At 65.9% G+C, this 16,631-nt stretch carries 8 protein-coding genes and 1 pseudogene; 2 read left to right on the top strand and 7 right to left on the bottom strand.

Annotated features, from left to right (window positions below; all coding sequences use genetic code 11):
• Positions 1 to 389: pseudogene (locus ACGFIW_RS19615) on the top strand (hypothetical protein); the annotation flags it as partial.
• Between the two features lie 428 nt (positions 390 to 817).
• Positions 818 to 3,568, top strand: a complete 2,751-nt coding sequence (locus tag ACGFIW_RS19610; RefSeq protein ID WP_393317402.1) for an ATP-dependent helicase — start codon at positions 818 to 820, stop codon at positions 3,566 to 3,568.
• Positions 3,569 to 3,577: 9 nt separating this feature from the next.
• Here ACGFIW_RS19610 and ACGFIW_RS19605 read toward each other — a convergent pair whose 3' ends face one another.
• The 7 genes from ACGFIW_RS19605 to ACGFIW_RS19575 are packed head-to-tail and all read right to left on the bottom strand — an operon-like array spanning position 3,578 to position 16,574.
• Entirely contained in the window at positions 3,578 to 6,265 is a 2,688-nt protein-coding gene (locus ACGFIW_RS19605; protein ID WP_393317399.1) for a site-specific DNA-methyltransferase, read from the bottom strand.
• A 23-nt stretch (positions 6,266 to 6,288) separates the two neighbouring features.
• A complete protein-coding gene (locus tag ACGFIW_RS19600; protein WP_393317397.1) occupies positions 6,289 to 9,348 on the bottom strand; it encodes a BPTD_3080 family restriction endonuclease in 3,060 nt (1,019 codons plus the stop codon).
• Between the two features lie 53 nt (positions 9,349 to 9,401).
• Positions 9,402 to 10,748: an AAA family ATPase gene (locus ACGFIW_RS19595; protein WP_393317394.1), complete on the bottom strand. Its 1,347-nt coding sequence runs from the start codon at positions 10,746 to 10,748 to the stop codon at positions 9,402 to 9,404.
• A gap of 2 nt (positions 10,749 to 10,750) precedes the next feature.
• Positions 10,751 to 13,075, bottom strand: coding sequence for a DUF262 domain-containing protein (locus ACGFIW_RS19590; RefSeq protein ID WP_393317391.1), 2,325 nt, complete (start codon positions 13,073 to 13,075; stop codon positions 10,751 to 10,753).
• A gap of 60 nt (positions 13,076 to 13,135) precedes the next feature.
• Entirely contained in the window at positions 13,136 to 14,650 is a 1,515-nt protein-coding gene (locus ACGFIW_RS19585; RefSeq protein ID WP_393317388.1) for a hypothetical protein, read from the bottom strand.
• On the bottom strand, positions 14,647 to 15,777 hold the full coding sequence (locus ACGFIW_RS19580; RefSeq protein ID WP_393317385.1) for a hypothetical protein: 1,131 nt from the start codon (positions 15,775 to 15,777) through the stop codon (positions 14,647 to 14,649). The genes ACGFIW_RS19585 and ACGFIW_RS19580 overlap by 4 nt, the downstream gene beginning before the upstream one ends.
• Positions 15,774 to 16,574 carry a hypothetical protein gene (locus tag ACGFIW_RS19575; RefSeq protein ID WP_393317382.1) on the bottom strand — a complete coding sequence of 267 codons (801 nt, stop codon included), beginning with the start codon at positions 16,572 to 16,574 and terminating at the stop codon, positions 15,774 to 15,776. Before ACGFIW_RS19575 ends, ACGFIW_RS19580 begins: the two co-directional genes overlap by 4 nt.
• Positions 16,575 to 16,631: the final 57 nt, after the last annotated feature.

The raw sequence follows: 16,631 nt of genomic DNA, 5'->3' as shown, positions 1-16,631 counted from the left end.
CATCGATGGTCACGATGGCGACGCCGACACCAGTACCGCGCCAAAACAGCCCACTACCAGCGAAGACTCCAACTTCGCCAGGCGCGGCTGGAGTATTAGGTGAGCGCCTGCCCTGGGTAGCCGTGCACGGCATCTCGACCCACTGGCTGCGCCACACCACGCTGACCTGGGTGGAACGGCACTTCGGCTACGGCATCGCCCGCGCCTACGCCGGCCACACCGACAGTCCTGGATCCTCCACCATCACCTACATCAAGGCCGACCTGCACGACGTCGCTGAGGCCCTGTCTGCCATGGCCGGCCAACCACACCCGATGGCAGCACGCATAGACGATCTTCAATCGAAGGCCAAGCCCTTACCGACTGACCTTTCCCAACCATCGAGCTGAACTACCTGCTCTCGGCGGTGCGGAGCACAATCCGCACCGCCGTGAGCGGCGCCAGCGAGCACTTCCATCAGTCGGCTGGACTACGCAGCCTGCAGGATGGTCGGTCCTTAATCTTCGAGACGATGTCGGTTGCTATGGCGAGTAACCTGGCCGGTGATCACGCTAACGCTGGCAAATACGGGATGAAGGCAGTGAGATGATGGCTGACGGCGCGCGATTGCTCCGGCCAACGACCCGTTTGAACAATGTGGAAGCTGGTGCTCAGCCACATCGACACCTTCGCTCGCAGTGCGGCGTAGCCCGCAAGTTGGGCTACAGGATTCGATCGCTCTGGTCTGAAGATCCCAAGGCCGCACGGCGTCGCTACCTGTAGTCCCCGTGTACCTCGCCGCTGGCTACGCGTAGCCAGCCAACGGACGGGAGACGTCGTGTCAGAGCGAGCTGGAGCTGGACTTCCACAGCTGACAGGTTCAGCCTTGGAAGCGGTGCGCCACCGAGGCAGTCACCTCCAGATCATCGCCTCCGCGGGTGCAGGCAAGACCGAGGTTGTGTCTCAACGAGTCGTGGACCTCCTGGCCGACGGTGTGGCTCCAGAAGCGATCGCCGCGTTCACCTTCACAGCGCGGGCGGCCGAGGAGCTCAAGAACCGCATCGTTCAGCGAGTCGAAGGACGCCTGGGAAACGCAGCTCTCGACCGGTTGAACGGTCTGTTCGTCGGCACGATCCACGCCTTCTGCTTCCGCCTGCTGCAGCAGCGGGTGCCTCGATACGAGACGTACGACGTGCTTGATGACAACCAGCTCACCGCATTTCTCTCGCGAGAGGCGAACCGACTCGAGCTGCGCCAGCTCGATCCCGGGAACCGGCTCTATGCGTCGATCGCGGCGTTCCTCAAGGCGGTCGACGTTGTCGAGAACGAGCTGCTCGACACTGATCCATTGCCCGACCCGGTCAAGTCTGTCCTCCATAACTACTACGAGACCCTCGACCGCTACCGGCTGCTGACCTACGGTCAGCAGGTCGTTCGCGCCGTGCGGGAACTGGAGCGCCCGGCGTTCGCAGCCGACATCCATGCGACGCTTCGCCACCTGATCGTCGACGAGTACCAGGACGTCAACCCGGCGCAGGAAAGGCTCATCGAGCTGCTGACCGGCCCGCAGGTGGAACTGTGCGTAGTCGGCGACGACCAGCAAGCCATCTACCAGTGGCGAGGCTCCGATGTCTCCAACATCGTGACGTTTCCGCAGCGCTACCCCGACGTGGCAACCTTCGAGATCACTGCGAACCGGCGCAGCCGCCCCCAGATCATCGGCGTGGCCAACCGCTTCGCCGAGACGATTCCCGAACGCATTGACAAGCAGATGCTGCCCAAGCGACCCTCCGCTGACAGCCCCCAGTCGGAGGTTGTGGTGTGGACGGCCGAGACGGAGACCGAAGAGGCAGGCTGGATCGTCAGCTACATCCTCGACCTGGTCGACGACGGTGTCCCACTGCGAGACATCGCCGTGCTCGTCCGGAGCAGGGCCGCGTACCCGCGCCTGGTTGAGCAGTTCGCCACCTTCGGCATTCCCGTGCAACCCGGTGGCCGCTCCGGGCTGTTCGATCAGCCGGAAGCGGGAGTTCTCGGCCGTACCTTCGTATGGCTCGCCGATACCGAATGGCGTGGGACCTTCGGTACGGGCCAGCCGGTCACGGACGCGGACCTGTTCGATGAGTACGAGCGGGTCTTCAACCTGTCGGGGCCTGAACGGCGCCAGCTTGTGCGATTCCTTCGGGAGTGGAGGGCTGCAGTACGGCGTACTAACCGCACCGCGAATCTGGTCGGCGAGCTGTACGAGCTGTTCCTCGAGTTGCGGGTTCGATCCTGGGACCTGACCGACGAGATGGCCATCAACCGCCTCGGCACCCTGGCACGCTTCACGTCCCTGCTCGCCGACTACGAGTCGGTCAGGCGCCGCGCCCGGCCCGATCCTGACGCGCCGACGGAGCAGGTCGGCGGCCAGGACCGCGGCATCTGGTACTATCGGAACCTTGCGCTGCACATCGTCAATTACGCGCAGGGCGCCTACGAAGGCTTCGACGGGGAGGCGGACTTCGCTCTGGACGCGGTCGACCTGACGACCGTGCATCGGGCGAAGGGCCTGGAATGGCCGGTGGTGTTCGTACCGTCGATGACTGCCAGTCGATTCCCCTCCAGCCGCACGGGGCAGCCCCAGTCATGGCTCGTCCCGCGTGATCAATTCGACGCCGTGCGCTACGAAGGTTCGGATGCAGACGAGCGGCGTCTCTTCTACGTCGCGATGACCCGCGCACGGGATTGGCTCTCGGTCTCCCGTCACGAGCGGGTGACGACGCGACGGGTGGCGCGAAGCCCGTACCACCAGGAGATCGGGCAGGTTGAGGTGAAGCCAGAGAACGTCGCCTTCCCGCCCATCGAGAGCAGCGGGCACGGCGGCGAGGAGCCGATCTCGATGACGTACAGCCAGCTGGCCGCGTTCATGGACTGCGGTCAGGCGTTCCGGCTTCGGGACCTGATCGGCTTCCAGCCGCGCCTGGCCACCGAGCTTGGTTACGGCAAGGCCGTACACCATGTCATGCGCGCGGTTGCCGAGGCCACGAAGGCCAACGGCCGGGTGCCGAACGCGGGTCAGATCGACGAGATTTTAAACGCCAGCTTCTTCCTGCCTACCGCCAACAAGGCCGCGCACCGCCAGCTCCGGGACGCCGCACGCCGGCTTGTCTTGGCGTACGCGACACAGCACGAAGCGGACCTGTACCGGGTCTGGGAGACCGAGCGACCTTTCGAGCTGCATCTCGACGGAGTCATCATCGCTGGCCGAGCCGATGTGATCCTCGACAAGGAAGGTGGCATAACCAACGCCCTCGCGATCGTCGACTACAAGACCTCTACCTCGGCCGGCGAAGCTGACCATGCACTACAGCTTCAGGTTTACGCCGACGCAGCGCGACGGGAAGGCCTTGACGTGCGTGCGGCGTACGTGCATGACCTCAAAGCATCCGCCCGCCTCCCAGTCCTCGTGGACCCGAAGGCCGTGCAGCGGGCGGAGGCAGCGGTGACCGAGGCCGCCGCGCGCGTCAAGGCACGCGACTACAAACCCAACCCCGGTCCCCGCTGCCGCCGCTGCGAGGTGCGGACCATTTGCGGCTCCGCCCGGTGACCGCAACCGTCAGACGGTAAAGACCTTCATTACCTCGTCGCCGTAGTCGTTGATCACCTTGACCGCGATCTTCCCGGTCTCCGGCCGGGCGAACGGCCGCGACTCGGTGCCGTACAGACTCGCCCAGGCGTCCGGGTCGATGTCCGCCTTGAGCGCCGCCTTCAACCGCTTGTACGGGTCCTGCCCGCCCGTGAAGTAGCAGTGCCGGACGAAGAACGACTCGCCATTGTAGGCCGAGTCGATCATCCACAGAGCGATCTGGTCGGTATCGTTGCTGCGCAGCTCGCCGGTGTTTGGATCGTAGACGTCGACCCCGTGCAGCAGCACCCGCAGCTCGTCGTCCTCGCGCTTGACCTCGATATCCGGCTCGCCGAAGACGGTGAACAGGTTGCCCGCTCCGGTCTTTTTGAGCTCCTCGCCCATGACCAAGTCGGCGTTCATTCGCACCAGCAGGACCGGTACTCGACCGAGCCGCCGCTCCGCGGCGACGTTGGCGAAGCCTTCCTCGGAGGTCACATAGTCGTCGTCGGCAGTACCGAGCACGGCAGGGTCAAAGGCGAAGGCCAGAACGCAGAGCAGGTCGAGGTCCGGCGTGCGGTTCGCCTCCCGGGCCGCATCCTTGATAAAGGACGGCCCGACGGTGCCATACTGCGGGCCAATCGTGATGCCGACCCGCTTGGGGGTTCCGTCAGTCACCTCCTCGCGAATGGCTACGGCCTGAATGTAGGGCGAAGCGTACTGCTCTATAGAGTCAAAAGTCAGGCGCTCATTTTTTCGGCCGTTTTGGATGCCTGCGGCGCGGAGGTTGGCGGTAACTGTCTGCTCGAACTCGGCACTTCCGTTGGAGGTGCCTTCCTCATTCGAGCCAGTTGCTTTCGCCTCGTCGACTGCGCTCCCCGCGAAGGCGAGCGACCGGTGAGGTGACAGGCTTTCAACCGTGAACGGCCCAGCGACTCGGATCTTCCTTTTGTCGTCGTACGGCCGGTCGTAGAGCATCTCATATTCCGCGTGCCGCTTGATCGCGGCCTCGATCTCGGCTGGCTTCAAGCCTTCCCTGATGTCCGGGTTCTTGGCAATTGACTTGAGCATGATATGGGGAATGCGTTCGTAGACGAAGCCGTGACGCACATCATTGGTCGTTCCCGCTGGCGGAAGAGGCATCGCTGCTAGTTCACTCTCCTTTGCGCGGCCCTCGGCTGAGTCAGCCAGTAGGTACCACGGATAGTGGGATCCTACCAATCGCTGGCGGGCAAGAGCTAGGGCGACGCGGGACGTGTCGATGGTTATCCACCGCCGCGCCCATTGTTCGGCGACGTACGCAGTTGTTCCTGAGCCGCAGGTTGGATCTAGAACCAAGTCGCCTGGGTCGGTAGTCATGAGCATGCATCGTTGGACAACTGTGGCGGCCGTCTGCACGACATACGTTGCACCTGTGGCGCCGAAGGTGTCCGCCCATAGGTTAGTTATGGGGATCGCTGGAAAGTCATCGAGGTACCTTACGTACCTGAGAGTATTACCCTGCACTTGGGCACGACGTGCGGCCAATAGGCGGCTCATGCCCTGTTCGTTTGTCTTCCAACGGCTTTGCGCATTTGGCCGGTATTCCTTGCCGTCTACGTTAACGGCGAACCAGGATGCCGCGCCTTCGCCCTTCTCTCGCCCCTGCGACTGACTCATCAGGGTGGTGAACTGCAACGGGCGAGATCCTGCAGGCGGCTCTTCGCCTCGGCGCAGTCGTCGACGCTCCCCATCAGGAAGCTCGATAAAATCATATCCAGGAGCCGATCCCTGCCCGTCGTCCTTCGCGTTGTATAGAGGTCGGAACTTTGCGCGGCCTCGATCCTTCGCGTACCAGACCAGATAATCTACTGTTCCAGCGAGGAAGTCGGTCGTGGCGCCGCCGGTTTTGCGGAACGTAATCAGGCTTACAAAGTTCTCGCTACCGAAGACCTCGTCCAACAGCGAACGCACAAGGTGAACGTTTTCGTCGCCGATCTGCAGGAATATTGAACCACTATCCGTCAAGAGTTCACGTGCAACGGTCAGCCGGTCTCGTAAGTAAGTAAGGTAGGAGTTGATGCCGTACTCCCACGTGTCCCGGAAAGCTTTAATCTGCTCAACCTCGCGAGAAGTGTCAGCCACCTTTCCGTCGGTCACATCTTTCTTGCGGGCTGATACCTGCCAATTGCTATTGAACTTGATGCCGTACGGCGGGTCGAGGTAGATCATTTGAACTTTGCCGCGGAGCCGTTCGCGCTCGGCGAGGCTCGCCATAACGTGGAGCGAGTCACCAAGGATCATGCGGTTCGACCAGTTGGCCTCGTGCTGGTAGAAGTCGACTAGGTCGAGCTCGGGCAGGCCGTCGAAGGTGTCGAACAGAGTCAGCTCGGGCTCTTCCTCCGGCCGCGTTGCCGTCTGGCGAAGGTTCTTGATGAGAACCCGCGGGTCGATCTTTTCTTGGATGTAGATCGGCGGAGCGTTGCCCTCGAGGTACTCCGCGAGGTCCTGCTCCTCCTTGCCGCGCCACGCGAGTTGAGGGCTGTAGAGAGGCCGCGGGTACTTGAAGACGAACGGGTTCTCGATCTCGGGGTCCACGAAATCGTGTGCGTCAGCGGTCGGCAGGTTCGTTCGCTTGTCGGTGTAGGTGATGGCGTCGACGGGGGTCGGCCCGGTGGTGGCCTTCTTCCGCGGTGGCATAGGTGCGGGTTCCCTTCGCAGGATCAGGCGGGCAGGCCGATGATCGGCCGGTCGGTGTACAGGTTTTCGATGGCGGTGTGAAGCACGGCGTGCGCGTCGAAGGGGTTGCCAACCTCGATGTAACCCCAGCGGCCAAAGTCGCCGGCGTTGTTGACGGCGGCGCACCACTGGTTCCGGGCGGTGTCGGCCTTGGCCCAGGTGGGGCCGGGCGACTTCCGCCCGCCGGACACCTCGACGATGAGCGTGCGCTCAACGTCGCCCGACTCGGTTACGAGACGGACAAGGAAGTCCGGCACGTACTCGTGGCTACGGCCTTCGAATACATACGGGATGGTGAAGCCGAGTCGCTCGTTCTTGACGTACGAGTAGACCCGCTTGTCGCGCTCGAGCATCTCCGCGAGGGCTTCCTCCCAGGTATTACCCCGCACACCGTCGAGAACGACGTGGTTGAGGTGCGACTTTTCCGGCGGAGGATCCATGATTGCCTTGCGGGTCAGGTAGCGGACGTCGTCCGTGGACCCCTCACTGTCCATGCGTCGGACGACCGGCATAAGTACTGCGGTGCGGTTGTCCTGCAGCCGGATGATCGAGGAGTAGACCTTCTCCGCGGCCCGGGCGCGCGCCTGTGTCAGCAGCAGGTGCCCCTTCGTTACCTCGGGGTCGGTCGTGACCCAGTGCTCCAACCACTGCTTGCAGATGTCGATCAGTTGGGGGAACAGCCACGGCCGCTCCACGCCCGCGTGCGCTGCAAAGTACCGCTCCTCTTCGATCAGTCGCTTGGCGATCGAGTAGGCGATGCGCTGGGAACGCGCGAGACGGATGTCCTCCAGGTCGATATCAGTGGCAGCGCCCACCACGCCCTGGTTCTGCACCCACAGGGCGACCTCGCGCTGGTCGAGGTGTAGGCGGGACTCGGCCGTGAAGTCGGCGTGCAGAGTCTCGTCGGGCAGCTCGACGCGGTAACCGTCCAGCTTCGGGAAGCGAATCGCCAGATGCGACCGTTCGGGCAGCGCGCGGACCTCGACCGCCGGCCGGGTCAACTTTGGCTTCGGCATGGCCCGGTCGCTAGGGATGAATGCGAACGGGACGCCGTACACCTCCGCGTACTCCGGCTCGAAGCGGCCCTCAGCGTTTACCGCGTAGCTGCGCCGGCGGAGTCCGCGCCCGACCACCTGCTCGCAGAGCAGTTGGCTGCGGAAGGGGCGTACGCCGAGGATGTGGGTGACGGTGTTGGCGTCCCAGCCTTCCGTCAGCATTGCGACAGACACGACGCAGCGGATGTTCTCTCCCAGCTTGCCCTTCTTGCCGATGGTGTTCATCGCCTCGCGCAGCAGGTCGCCGTCGGTGAGGGAGTCGACGTCGGCGCCGGGGTTGCGCAGGCGGTAGGCCTGCTTGAACGCCTTGATCTCGCGAGCGGCGTCCCTGCGGAACTCAGGACCGAGCGGGGCACCGGATTCCAGCGCAACGGAGTCGACCAGGATCGTCCGCTGACGGGGTGTCCATACGCCGTCATCGACATTGCTGAGCAGCGGCAGATTTCCCGCGGCGAGGCGAGTCGATCCGTCGGGGTGCTCGACCTCGCGGCCCGCGATCCAGTCGAAGACCCACTTGGAGACGATCGTGTTGGGGCACACCACGATCAGCACGGGCGGCGGTTCGCCGGCTGCGGCCAGGGTCTCCTCGTACCGTTGATGGTTTTGTTCGTAGCTCCGGTAGAGGCTGCGGAGGGCCCCTTCCAGCGTCTCCGGCATGACCCAGCCCTGCGGCCCGAAATCCGCGCTCTTGTTGCTCCGACGCTTGGGCAGCGGTGGCTTGATGTTGTCCCAGAGGTTGAGGTACACCGGCTGCCGGGTGGCCGCGTCGTCGTCGACGGGTACTCGCGGAATCTTGACGATGCCCGATTCGATGGCGTCCATCAGCGAGAAGTCGCTGACGACCCAGGGGAAGATGTAGCCCTCGTTGTAGCCAGAGCCCTTCAAGTAGTACGGCGTCGCCGAGAGGTCGAACACCGACTTGACCTTCGTCTTGCGGCTCAGATCCAACAGGCCGCGGAACCATACGCGGGCCTCACGGTTGCGATCCTCGTCCTCCCTGTCTGCGTCGTCGTCGGGGTGCTCCAGAAGCTTGTCCTGATAGCAGTGGTGGGCCTCGTCGTTGAATACGACGATGCCACCCTCAGTCGAGCCGAAGGGCCGTAGCACCCGGCCGGCGACCATCTCCGGAGTCTCCCGGAAGGCATCGGGCATGTCCGGTCGTCCACCCCGCAGCAGCTTGCGGGTGTTGCTGGAGACGCCCTGGATCTCCTTGGCATCCCTGGGCAGGAAGGTGTGGTAGTTGACGACCTGGACCTGGGCTTGAAGCAGCGGTTCCCACAGGTCAGACGGAATCAGGTCCCGCTCGCGGTAGTAGTTGTCGTCCCGTTCGGGGTGGAGGACGCCGAGGCGATCGCGGATCGTCACCCCCGGCGCCACCACGAGGAAGCGCTTGGCGAAGCGCGTGTCCCGTGGCGTCATCACCTTGTTGATGGTCTGCCAGGCGATCAGCATTGCCATGACCACCGTCTTGCCAGACCCCGTCGCCATTTTGAGACCGACCCTGGGCAGACCGTCGTTGTGTAGCCGATTCTCCGGCTCCAGGCGTCGCCGGTAATCGGCCGTGCCGTGACGCCCAGCGACTTCGGCGAGGAAGATCGCGGTCTCGACCGCCTCGCGCTGGCAGAACAGTACGGCGTCGTCCCGATGCGGACCGGGCGCCCAGTGGGCCAGCAGCTTCCTGGTGTACGGCGTGACGCCGTTCCAGTTGTTGGCGCGCCACCGCTCCACGGCAAGGCGGATGTCATTGATCAAAGTGTTCGACTCACGCCGCTCACCGGTGACGTCGAAGTCGAAGGCCTGCTGAACGGCGTCCTTGCGTCCCTTCCTGCTGACTGGAACCGGGATGAAGGACTCGCTTGGCCGGCGACCGGGGAGGAGAGTGCCGGTGGGGCCGTGTTCACCGATTTCGAAGTAGTGCTCCGGCGGTTGATACGGCGAGTTGATGATCGGATTGCTGAGGTCCGGGGTGAGTGTGGAAGGGGCTGGCATGTTGGCACCTTTGGTGGATGCTGGTTCAGGAACAGGCGTTAGCTGGAGCGGGATCAGTGGCCGGAGATGCGGTGCCCTGCCAGGTGCGCGAGCACGGTTTGGTTCGCCTCCCAGCCGTCGGGGAACTTCACCGGCACGTTGAGGTGAACCGGCTCGCTCGACGGATGCGCGTCGAGCAGTTCGGCGATCCCCGCGCGCGCCACCACGATGCAGGCTTGGCGATGCCGTGACGTCAGCACGCAGAGCCGCCCCGATTCCAGGTGGAACGCGTTGGCGTCCCGCCGTCCCGACAGCGGGTGCAGCACGATCGTCACGTCGTACTCCCGGCCCTGCAGCCGGTTGGCGGTGTCGACGGTGACGTCTTCGCCGGCCGCGCCGAGCTGGTTGCGGATCGCGGCGACATGGTCGCGGTGGGCGGCGCCGATCGCGATCCGAGCCGCGGTGACGGACGCGCCACCCGGTTCGCGTTCCGAGGTGGCGATCGCTCCCCGCTCCAGCACACGACGTGCCAGGGCTGCGCACGCCGCGACCGCCTCTGCATCGGTACGGAGCGTGTGCCGCGCCGGGAGTTCGTAAAGCCCCCACCCCGTCGCTGCGGCCGTTTCCACCGCCGCGTCGATCGGTCCGTGTCCGAACGCAGAAGTAGTGAACGACAGTGACCGCTCGCCAGGGTTTGTGCCGGCCCGGAACCCGGTGAAGGGATAGAAGGCCTCAGCCACCACCGGCGCCGCCGAAGGAGGCAGTCGCCACGACACCGGTAGCCGGTGCACCGGCAGGTCGGGGTTGTGTCGCAGCAGCGCCGCCACCGCGGACTGCATCGGGTCCCAGGTCAGCCCCGTCCACCGCTCGGTGTCGACGGTGGAGAACGGGTCGAGCTGACCGGGATCGCCGACGAACAGCGCCCGCTCGAACCGGTTGGCCACGCGCAGCAGTGCGTCGGACCGCATCTGGTACGCCTCGTCGACGATTGCCCACGGCCAGCGGCCCTCGGACACCATGGCCCACTTGGCGGCCGTACCGATGATGACGGACGGACCACCGAGGTCGGCGACCTTCGCGGCGACCCGGACGCTGGTGTACTGCTTGATCCGGTCGGTCGCCACGTAGTCGGTTGCCGAGAGCCGCCCGATGTGCAGGTCGGGTGCCTTCTGCGCCAGGCGGTCGACCAGGTCGTCGACCTGCTCGTTGGTTTGCGCGATCACGATCAGCGCCTCGCCGGCGCGGGCGATTTCGGCGGCGGCGCGGACGACGAGGGTCGACTTGCCGGCCCCGGGCGGCGAGTCGACCACGACGCCGTCGTGCAGGCCGGAGCGCAGGTCGGCTAGCACCTCGGTGATGACCCGCTCGGCCTGAACCGACGGCGGGTCCGCCGGCGCGTCCGGCAAGAGCAGGGTGGTCATGCTCACCGCCGCGTCGCGGTGTCGAAGTCGAACTGACGCAGCCGGTGGCGGGCCATGTCGAGCTCGTCCGGGGTGAAGAGCGACTCGTACTCGTCCTTGACCACCAGGGCTTCCACCGTGAGGTCGAGTCGCCCGCGCTCCCACAGCGCCGCGAACCCGTCAGAGACGACCGGGCTGGCGAGCAGCTTCCTGGCGGTGGCGAGCCCACCGTGCTCGGCGATCATGCCGAGGAAGTAGGTGGCGTTGTAGCCAGCCTCGCGCCGCGCGGCCTCGTACACCCCGCGCATCGCCCGCTCGAAGTCTGGGGCCGTCCCCTGGTCGCCGCCGGGCTGGGTCGGCACGAGAGCCGCAGCGGCTTCGGTTTCCGGCTTCTCACCGAGAACCTCACCGTCGGCGTCGCTGAGTCCCGCCGCCTGTTCGTTGCGCCGGGCCACGTAACCACGGAGGGCGTCGACCGAGGTGAAGACCTCGTAGCCGAGTTCCTCCATCCGGGCCAGCTCCGGGTTGGTGTCCAGCTCCAGCACGACGGGGTTACCCAACCCTGGTTGCAACCCGTCCGGCCAATACGCCTCGGCGACGCCCAGCGACCGACCGGTGGCCGGATCGGCAATCTCACTGTCCAGCGCCGGCTCGGCACAGCCAGCGCCGACGAGCTCCTCCACGAGGGCCTTCACCTGCCCCGCGCGGACGTCGTCGCCCTCCTCCTCGGTGACCACAACCACCGGCCGCAGCTGCTCGGTGGCCGGCTTCGTGCCGTCTCGAAGGCCGGCGAGGAACCCGTTGGCGGCGTTGGCCAGCAGCTCTCGCCGGGCGGCTAGGAAATCCAAGTAGCGGTCTGGCCGCCAGAGCTGCGGGTCCGTCGGGATCCACTGAGATTCGAGCGCGCCGGGGTGCTTCTCCTGGGTCTCAGCGAAGTAGTCCTCCGGCGGCCGCTTGCCAATCGCGAGGTTGGTCTGCTGGGTCAGGAAGGAAAAGTTGGCGACGGCGTTGACGTCCGACCGGCCGTAGCCGTGCTTGTAGAGCAGCGCCTTGGGGAAGATGTGGTGCACCTGCAGCGAGGTGAGGTAGCCCAGCATCTCGCTCTTGAGCTCTAGGCCGGAGCCGAAGTCGCGGGCGCCCAACACCCGGGTGAGCAGGTAGAGCAGCGGGTAGAAACGGGAGCCGCGGCCGAAGCCCTCGAAGTCCTGCCCATCGATCACCAGGTTGCCGCCGCGCCAACGGGCCAAGCTGGTGATCAAGCCGTCGATGCCGCTGCGGGCGACCGTGTCGTAATCCTGGGTCAGGATCGTCTCGGTGGAGCCGGCGAAGCGGCCCCACAGCGCGGCGTGGATGTACCAGAAGAGCATCCGGTCACGCTGGGTGGCGTCGGCGAACGTGCCGCCGTTGAGGTGCAGGAAACGGGAGACCACCGGGAAGGCGTAGCGACCCATCAGTACCCGGTCATGGTCCAGACCGAGCCGCCCCGAGACCACGTCAAGGAACCCGCTGAGGTAGCGCTCGCTAGCGGTTAGAGCCGTCGCGAAGTCCGTCGATCCGACCCCCTCCAGGAACTCGAACTGGGCCCGGCCCGTCGCTACCGCGTTGACGTTTCGCAGCAGCCAGTCAAGGCTGAACTGGAACCCAGCGGTCGACCAAGTGCCCAGGTGCTTGCGCATCGTCGAGCGGGCCTCGGGCCAGTCGGCACAGATCTTGGCGAGGGCAAGGTCGCCCTTGGAGAGCTTCGTGCCGCCCGAGTTGACCCTGTTGAAGATGTCGACGACGACCTCGACACCCATGTCCGCGCCGGTGATCTTCTCTTGGTGGAACTCTCGCTCGAGGATGTTGCGCAGCCGGATGAGCCGACCCATGTACGTCGCGAAGTGCGGCATGGTGTCCGGGTGCGACGTGAGGTTGCCGATCTGCGGTTCGATGCCATCGACGAAGAGCTCGGTGACGTCGACCCAGGTCGGATCGTCCCTCATTTTCGCCGGCGCGTAGAACTCGAAGGTCTCCTCTTCGACGTTGAACCGCAGGCCGGTGAAGGCTGCGGGGTCCCCCTCGAAGAACGCCGGCGGCTTGCCGCGGACCACCCCGTAAAGGGACGTGATCCGCTGCTGCCCGTCGAGAAGCAACAGCTTTACGCCGCCGCCGACGTGGGTGCTTCCCCGCACCGAGCCATGGTCGGCTTCCGTCTCCCACACCAGCAGCCCGCCTACGGGGAAGCCGAGGTAGAGCGAACGCATCAGGCCGCGTACCTGATCCCGGTTCCACACGTAGCCGCGCTGGAACTCGGGCAACAGCACGGTGCCAGAGTCAATCTGGTCGAGGATGGTGCCCAACTTGCTCAACTCAGTTCCCCCACGGATCTGAACGGTTGATCGTTGACTAGCGGTGCTGCGGGCCGAACATCACGACCACTCCTCGCGGGCGTCATCGGCGGTTGGTGCACTGTCTTCGTACGGCGCCGGCGGGCCGCCGTGGGTCCACGGCGTCTCCTCCCGAGACGGGAAGGCGCCCGGTGGCATGAAGGAGTCGGTAAGTGTGGTGTAGCAAATCCGCTTTCCCACCTCCGGCACAGTGCCGGGGGCCGGGGTAAGCGAGCGGCCCATCCCGCCGGTCAGCTCCAGCACGACCGCGGTCGTTCCATCGTCCTTCTGTGCCACCGACATCACCCGGGCCTTCTGCCCACTGGGCTGCTCGGGTGAGAACAACGTCGTGCCCCGCGTGACCAACACTGGGTCGGCGGTGGTCACCGCGATCCATGGCCGCAACGCCCGCCGCTTCCCGCTGTCGTCAATCCGCGTCGGGTGGGCGGTCGTCACCTCGCCCACGAACGCCTCACCGGTGAGCCGGTAGTCGGCCATCACCATCGGATCGTCGTAGGCGCGCTGCACGTCGTACGAGGTCAGCGCTCGCTCCATGCGGTGCAGCTTTCGGGCCGCGACAACCGCTCCGTCGCGGCGAGGCTGCGGGAACCCGCCCTCGTCGAGGTACGCGGTGAAGCTGGTGAAGGCGTCCCGGTCTTCCGCCCAGCGGCTGGGCACGTGCGCTCCGGCGGGCAGCTCCCGCAGCAGCGAGATTGCCTGCCACATCTGTCGCCAGGTCGGCTCTAGCTGCGAGCGCAGGATGTCTTCCAGCTCGTCTCGACGCCGGGCCACCTGGGAATCGGTGGCCACCGCCCGGTCGTACGCGGCCATGGCCGGAGCCAGCACCTCGTTGTCGAAAGTCGGGTCGGTCGCCGGACCGGCCGGCGGCCAGGTCACGGGATCCTCGGCCGCGGCGGCCGCTTCGGCGCCGGTCATGCCCGGCGCGGGCGTGATCCAGGCCAGGAGCGCGGCCAGTTGGGCGTCCTCGAGTGGGCTCTGCCCAGTGGCCCAGTGCGTGGAGAGCGACTGAGTCATCGCCAGAAGCGCCGAGGACCCCGGGTGCTCGGCACGCTCGAAGAAGTACGTCAGCCACCGCCCGAGCAGCGGCACCGACGGATCCACCGGGTAGTCGCCGTCGGTGCGGCGGAACCGGGTGGACCGGCCGAAGAGCCGGGTGAAGCCCACCCCACCAGGGTTGGGGACGAGCAGCTGTGGCGCGTCGGCGTACCGGTGGCGAGTGTCCTTGCCCCTGTTCGTCGGCACCGCTTCCACATCGCTGTAGAAGCTGTGGACGTAGGGAACGAAGACCCCAGCCAGCTCGGCGGCGAACGCGAACCGCTGGTCGCGGTTCCGGGGCTGCGGCACGATCTGCAGCGTCGGATTATTCCGGTCATCGCCCACCATCGCGGCAAGCGGCGCGTTGGCCTCGCCCGCCATGGTGAGCGGAATGAACACCAGAGGCCGATCGGCCACGTGCAGGTGGCGCACAGTGGTGGTCCGCTGGGCGACGCCCTCGACCACGGCCTCCGCCCGCGCCAGGCTGGTCAGGGTGCTCATCCGGCCACCCCGCTTATCAACTCAGCCCGCAACCGCGCGGCGGCGCGGAGCAGGTCGGCGGCCTCCTCCTGGTCCTCCGACGGCGCGAGCTGGTTGCGGGCGATAGCCAGCGCCGTTTCCACCCGCTCGATGCCGCCCATCTCCTCCCGAGCGGACTTACCCAGCGCCGCCGTGCAGCCGCGAGCCTCATGCCGACAGAAGTATGCGAGCTCGCAGCTGGCTAGACACTCCGGCGAGTACCGGGCCTCGACGGCTTCGAGCGCGGCGACCAGCGAGGCCGGCGAACGGGTGGGCACCCCGTTGTCGTCGGGCGCGAAGTCGAAGGTGAGGGTGGCCGGCAGATCGGCCAGCAGCGCGTCGATCCGGGTCATCCGGGACAGCTGCCGACGCAGTACGGCGAGCTGCTTGCGGACGTCGATCCGCACCGCCATCGGTTGGTTCGAGAAGTCTCGCGGGCAGACCAGCACGACATCGTGCGACACGATCTCCGGATCGAACCCTGCCTCGCCGAGCAGCTCACGCATGGCGAGCACGTAGACGGCGGCCTGGATCGCGGCGCCGGCCACCTTGCCCGAGTCTGCCTGGCCATCGATGACCGCGAACGACTTGATCTCCACGACGTGGAACTGACCGTCGTGCTGGAACGCGATCAGGTCCGGTTCCAGGTACGCCTGCTGGCCGGCTACCTCGAGACGAAGCAGCGGGTGGTCAAAGAGCGTGCCAGCTCCTTCGGCCTGGGCCGCAGCCCGGGTGAGCAGGGCGCGTGAACGGGCGTACCGGACGTCCTGGCTCTCACGGCCGGCGACTGACTCCAAGTCGTCGTAGGAGACCTCGGGAATCTCCAGGTCGAGCCGCTCTCGCAGCAACTGCAGCAATTGGGCGCAACCGTTAGCCTTGACCTGCGCCTCAAAGGCATTGCCGCGCGTGATCGCGAACTGCGACTGACCGAACCGGGCCGGGTAGTCGATGTAGGCGGCCAGGCGCTGCTTGTCGACACTGGCGCAGTCAAGCACCGCTCTGCGGGCGCAGCCCGGGTTAGTGGTCAGGGCGGCGATGGTTCGAGCGTTGTGGCGACTCGCGGCACCACCACCTCGGATCGTCGCCAATCGCTGGCCGACGTTGGTCATGCCGTCCCCCTGAGTAGGTGCAGCTTGCTGCCGAAAAGCTGCTCGGCCTCGTTCATCTGCCGGCGGGCACGCTCTGCCGCAGCCGTTCGCTGCAACTGGTCGGCGGCCGCGTGCACCTCGAGCTCGGCCTGAGCCGCCTCCGTGACCGTGACCGCGTCTACCCCTCCATGCGGTTTGGCCGCCCCCGGAATCGTGGTCGCAAATCTCCAGAGGAGCCTACCGACGCTCGGATCTTGCTCAGACATCCTGGTCGCCCGTTCCGCCACTCTGATTGCAGCTGTCAGGAAGTCGACACGCGGGCTTAGTGGCCCGATGATGCGCCGATCGAGTGGCCAGGTAGATACGGCGAGCAGGCCGCGGGCCGGCGCCAGGTGCTCAGCGGTCAGCGCCGAGCAGAGGTAGTACGGCCGGGAATGCCGCGCCGTGCGGAAGGACCGCTCTTCGTCGCGGCGCAGGTGGGTGAGCTTGCCCGCCGCGATCCCAGTAGCTCCGGCACCATAGAAGGCGGCGTGCACTTCGGCGATCAGTTTGGGTGCGGCCGGCACGGACAGCAGGGTGAGCGCATGGTGCACCTGCTCGCGCACCGGGACCAGCGGCGCGTCAGACTTGGCAGCTGAGGCGTGATCCTCTGCTGAGTCGGCCAGATCCGCGAGCGCCTTCTCCCACTCACTTTCGGCGGCTCGTAGCTCAGCCCGCATCGCTCGCGTTCGGGCGGCGTCACGCGCGATCACGGCCCGACGAACCGCTGTTCGCAGGTCTTCAATCCGACGCTCGAGGCATTCTATGGACTCGGCCATGAGGAGCATGGTACAAGTTCCAGTGTATTCCAGCAATCACCCGTCGGGGAGGTTGTT

Source organism: Micromonospora sp. NPDC048935, assembly GCF_043197875.1.
Lineage (GTDB): Bacteria > Actinomycetota > Actinomycetes > Mycobacteriales > Micromonosporaceae > Micromonospora.
This window is presented reverse-complemented; position numbering and strand designations above follow the sequence as displayed.

Coding starts and splice junctions, on each gene's coding strand:
- ACGFIW_RS19595 (WP_393317394.1), bottom strand. CDS start 10,748: ATGACCACCCTGCTCTTGCCGGACGCGCCGGCGGACCCGCCGTCGGTT.
- ACGFIW_RS19575 (WP_393317382.1), bottom strand. CDS start 16,574: ATGGCCGAGTCCATAGAATGCCTCGAGCGTCGGATTGAAGACCTGCGA.
- ACGFIW_RS19600 (WP_393317397.1), bottom strand. CDS start 9,348: ATGCCAGCCCCTTCCACACTCACCCCGGACCTCAGCAATCCGATCATC.
- ACGFIW_RS19580 (WP_393317385.1), bottom strand. CDS start 15,777: ATGACCAACGTCGGCCAGCGATTGGCGACGATCCGAGGTGGTGGTGCC.
- ACGFIW_RS19585 (WP_393317388.1), bottom strand. CDS start 14,650: ATGAGCACCCTGACCAGCCTGGCGCGGGCGGAGGCCGTGGTCGAGGGC.
- ACGFIW_RS19605 (WP_393317399.1), bottom strand. CDS start 6,265: ATGCCACCGCGGAAGAAGGCCACCACCGGGCCGACCCCCGTCGACGCC.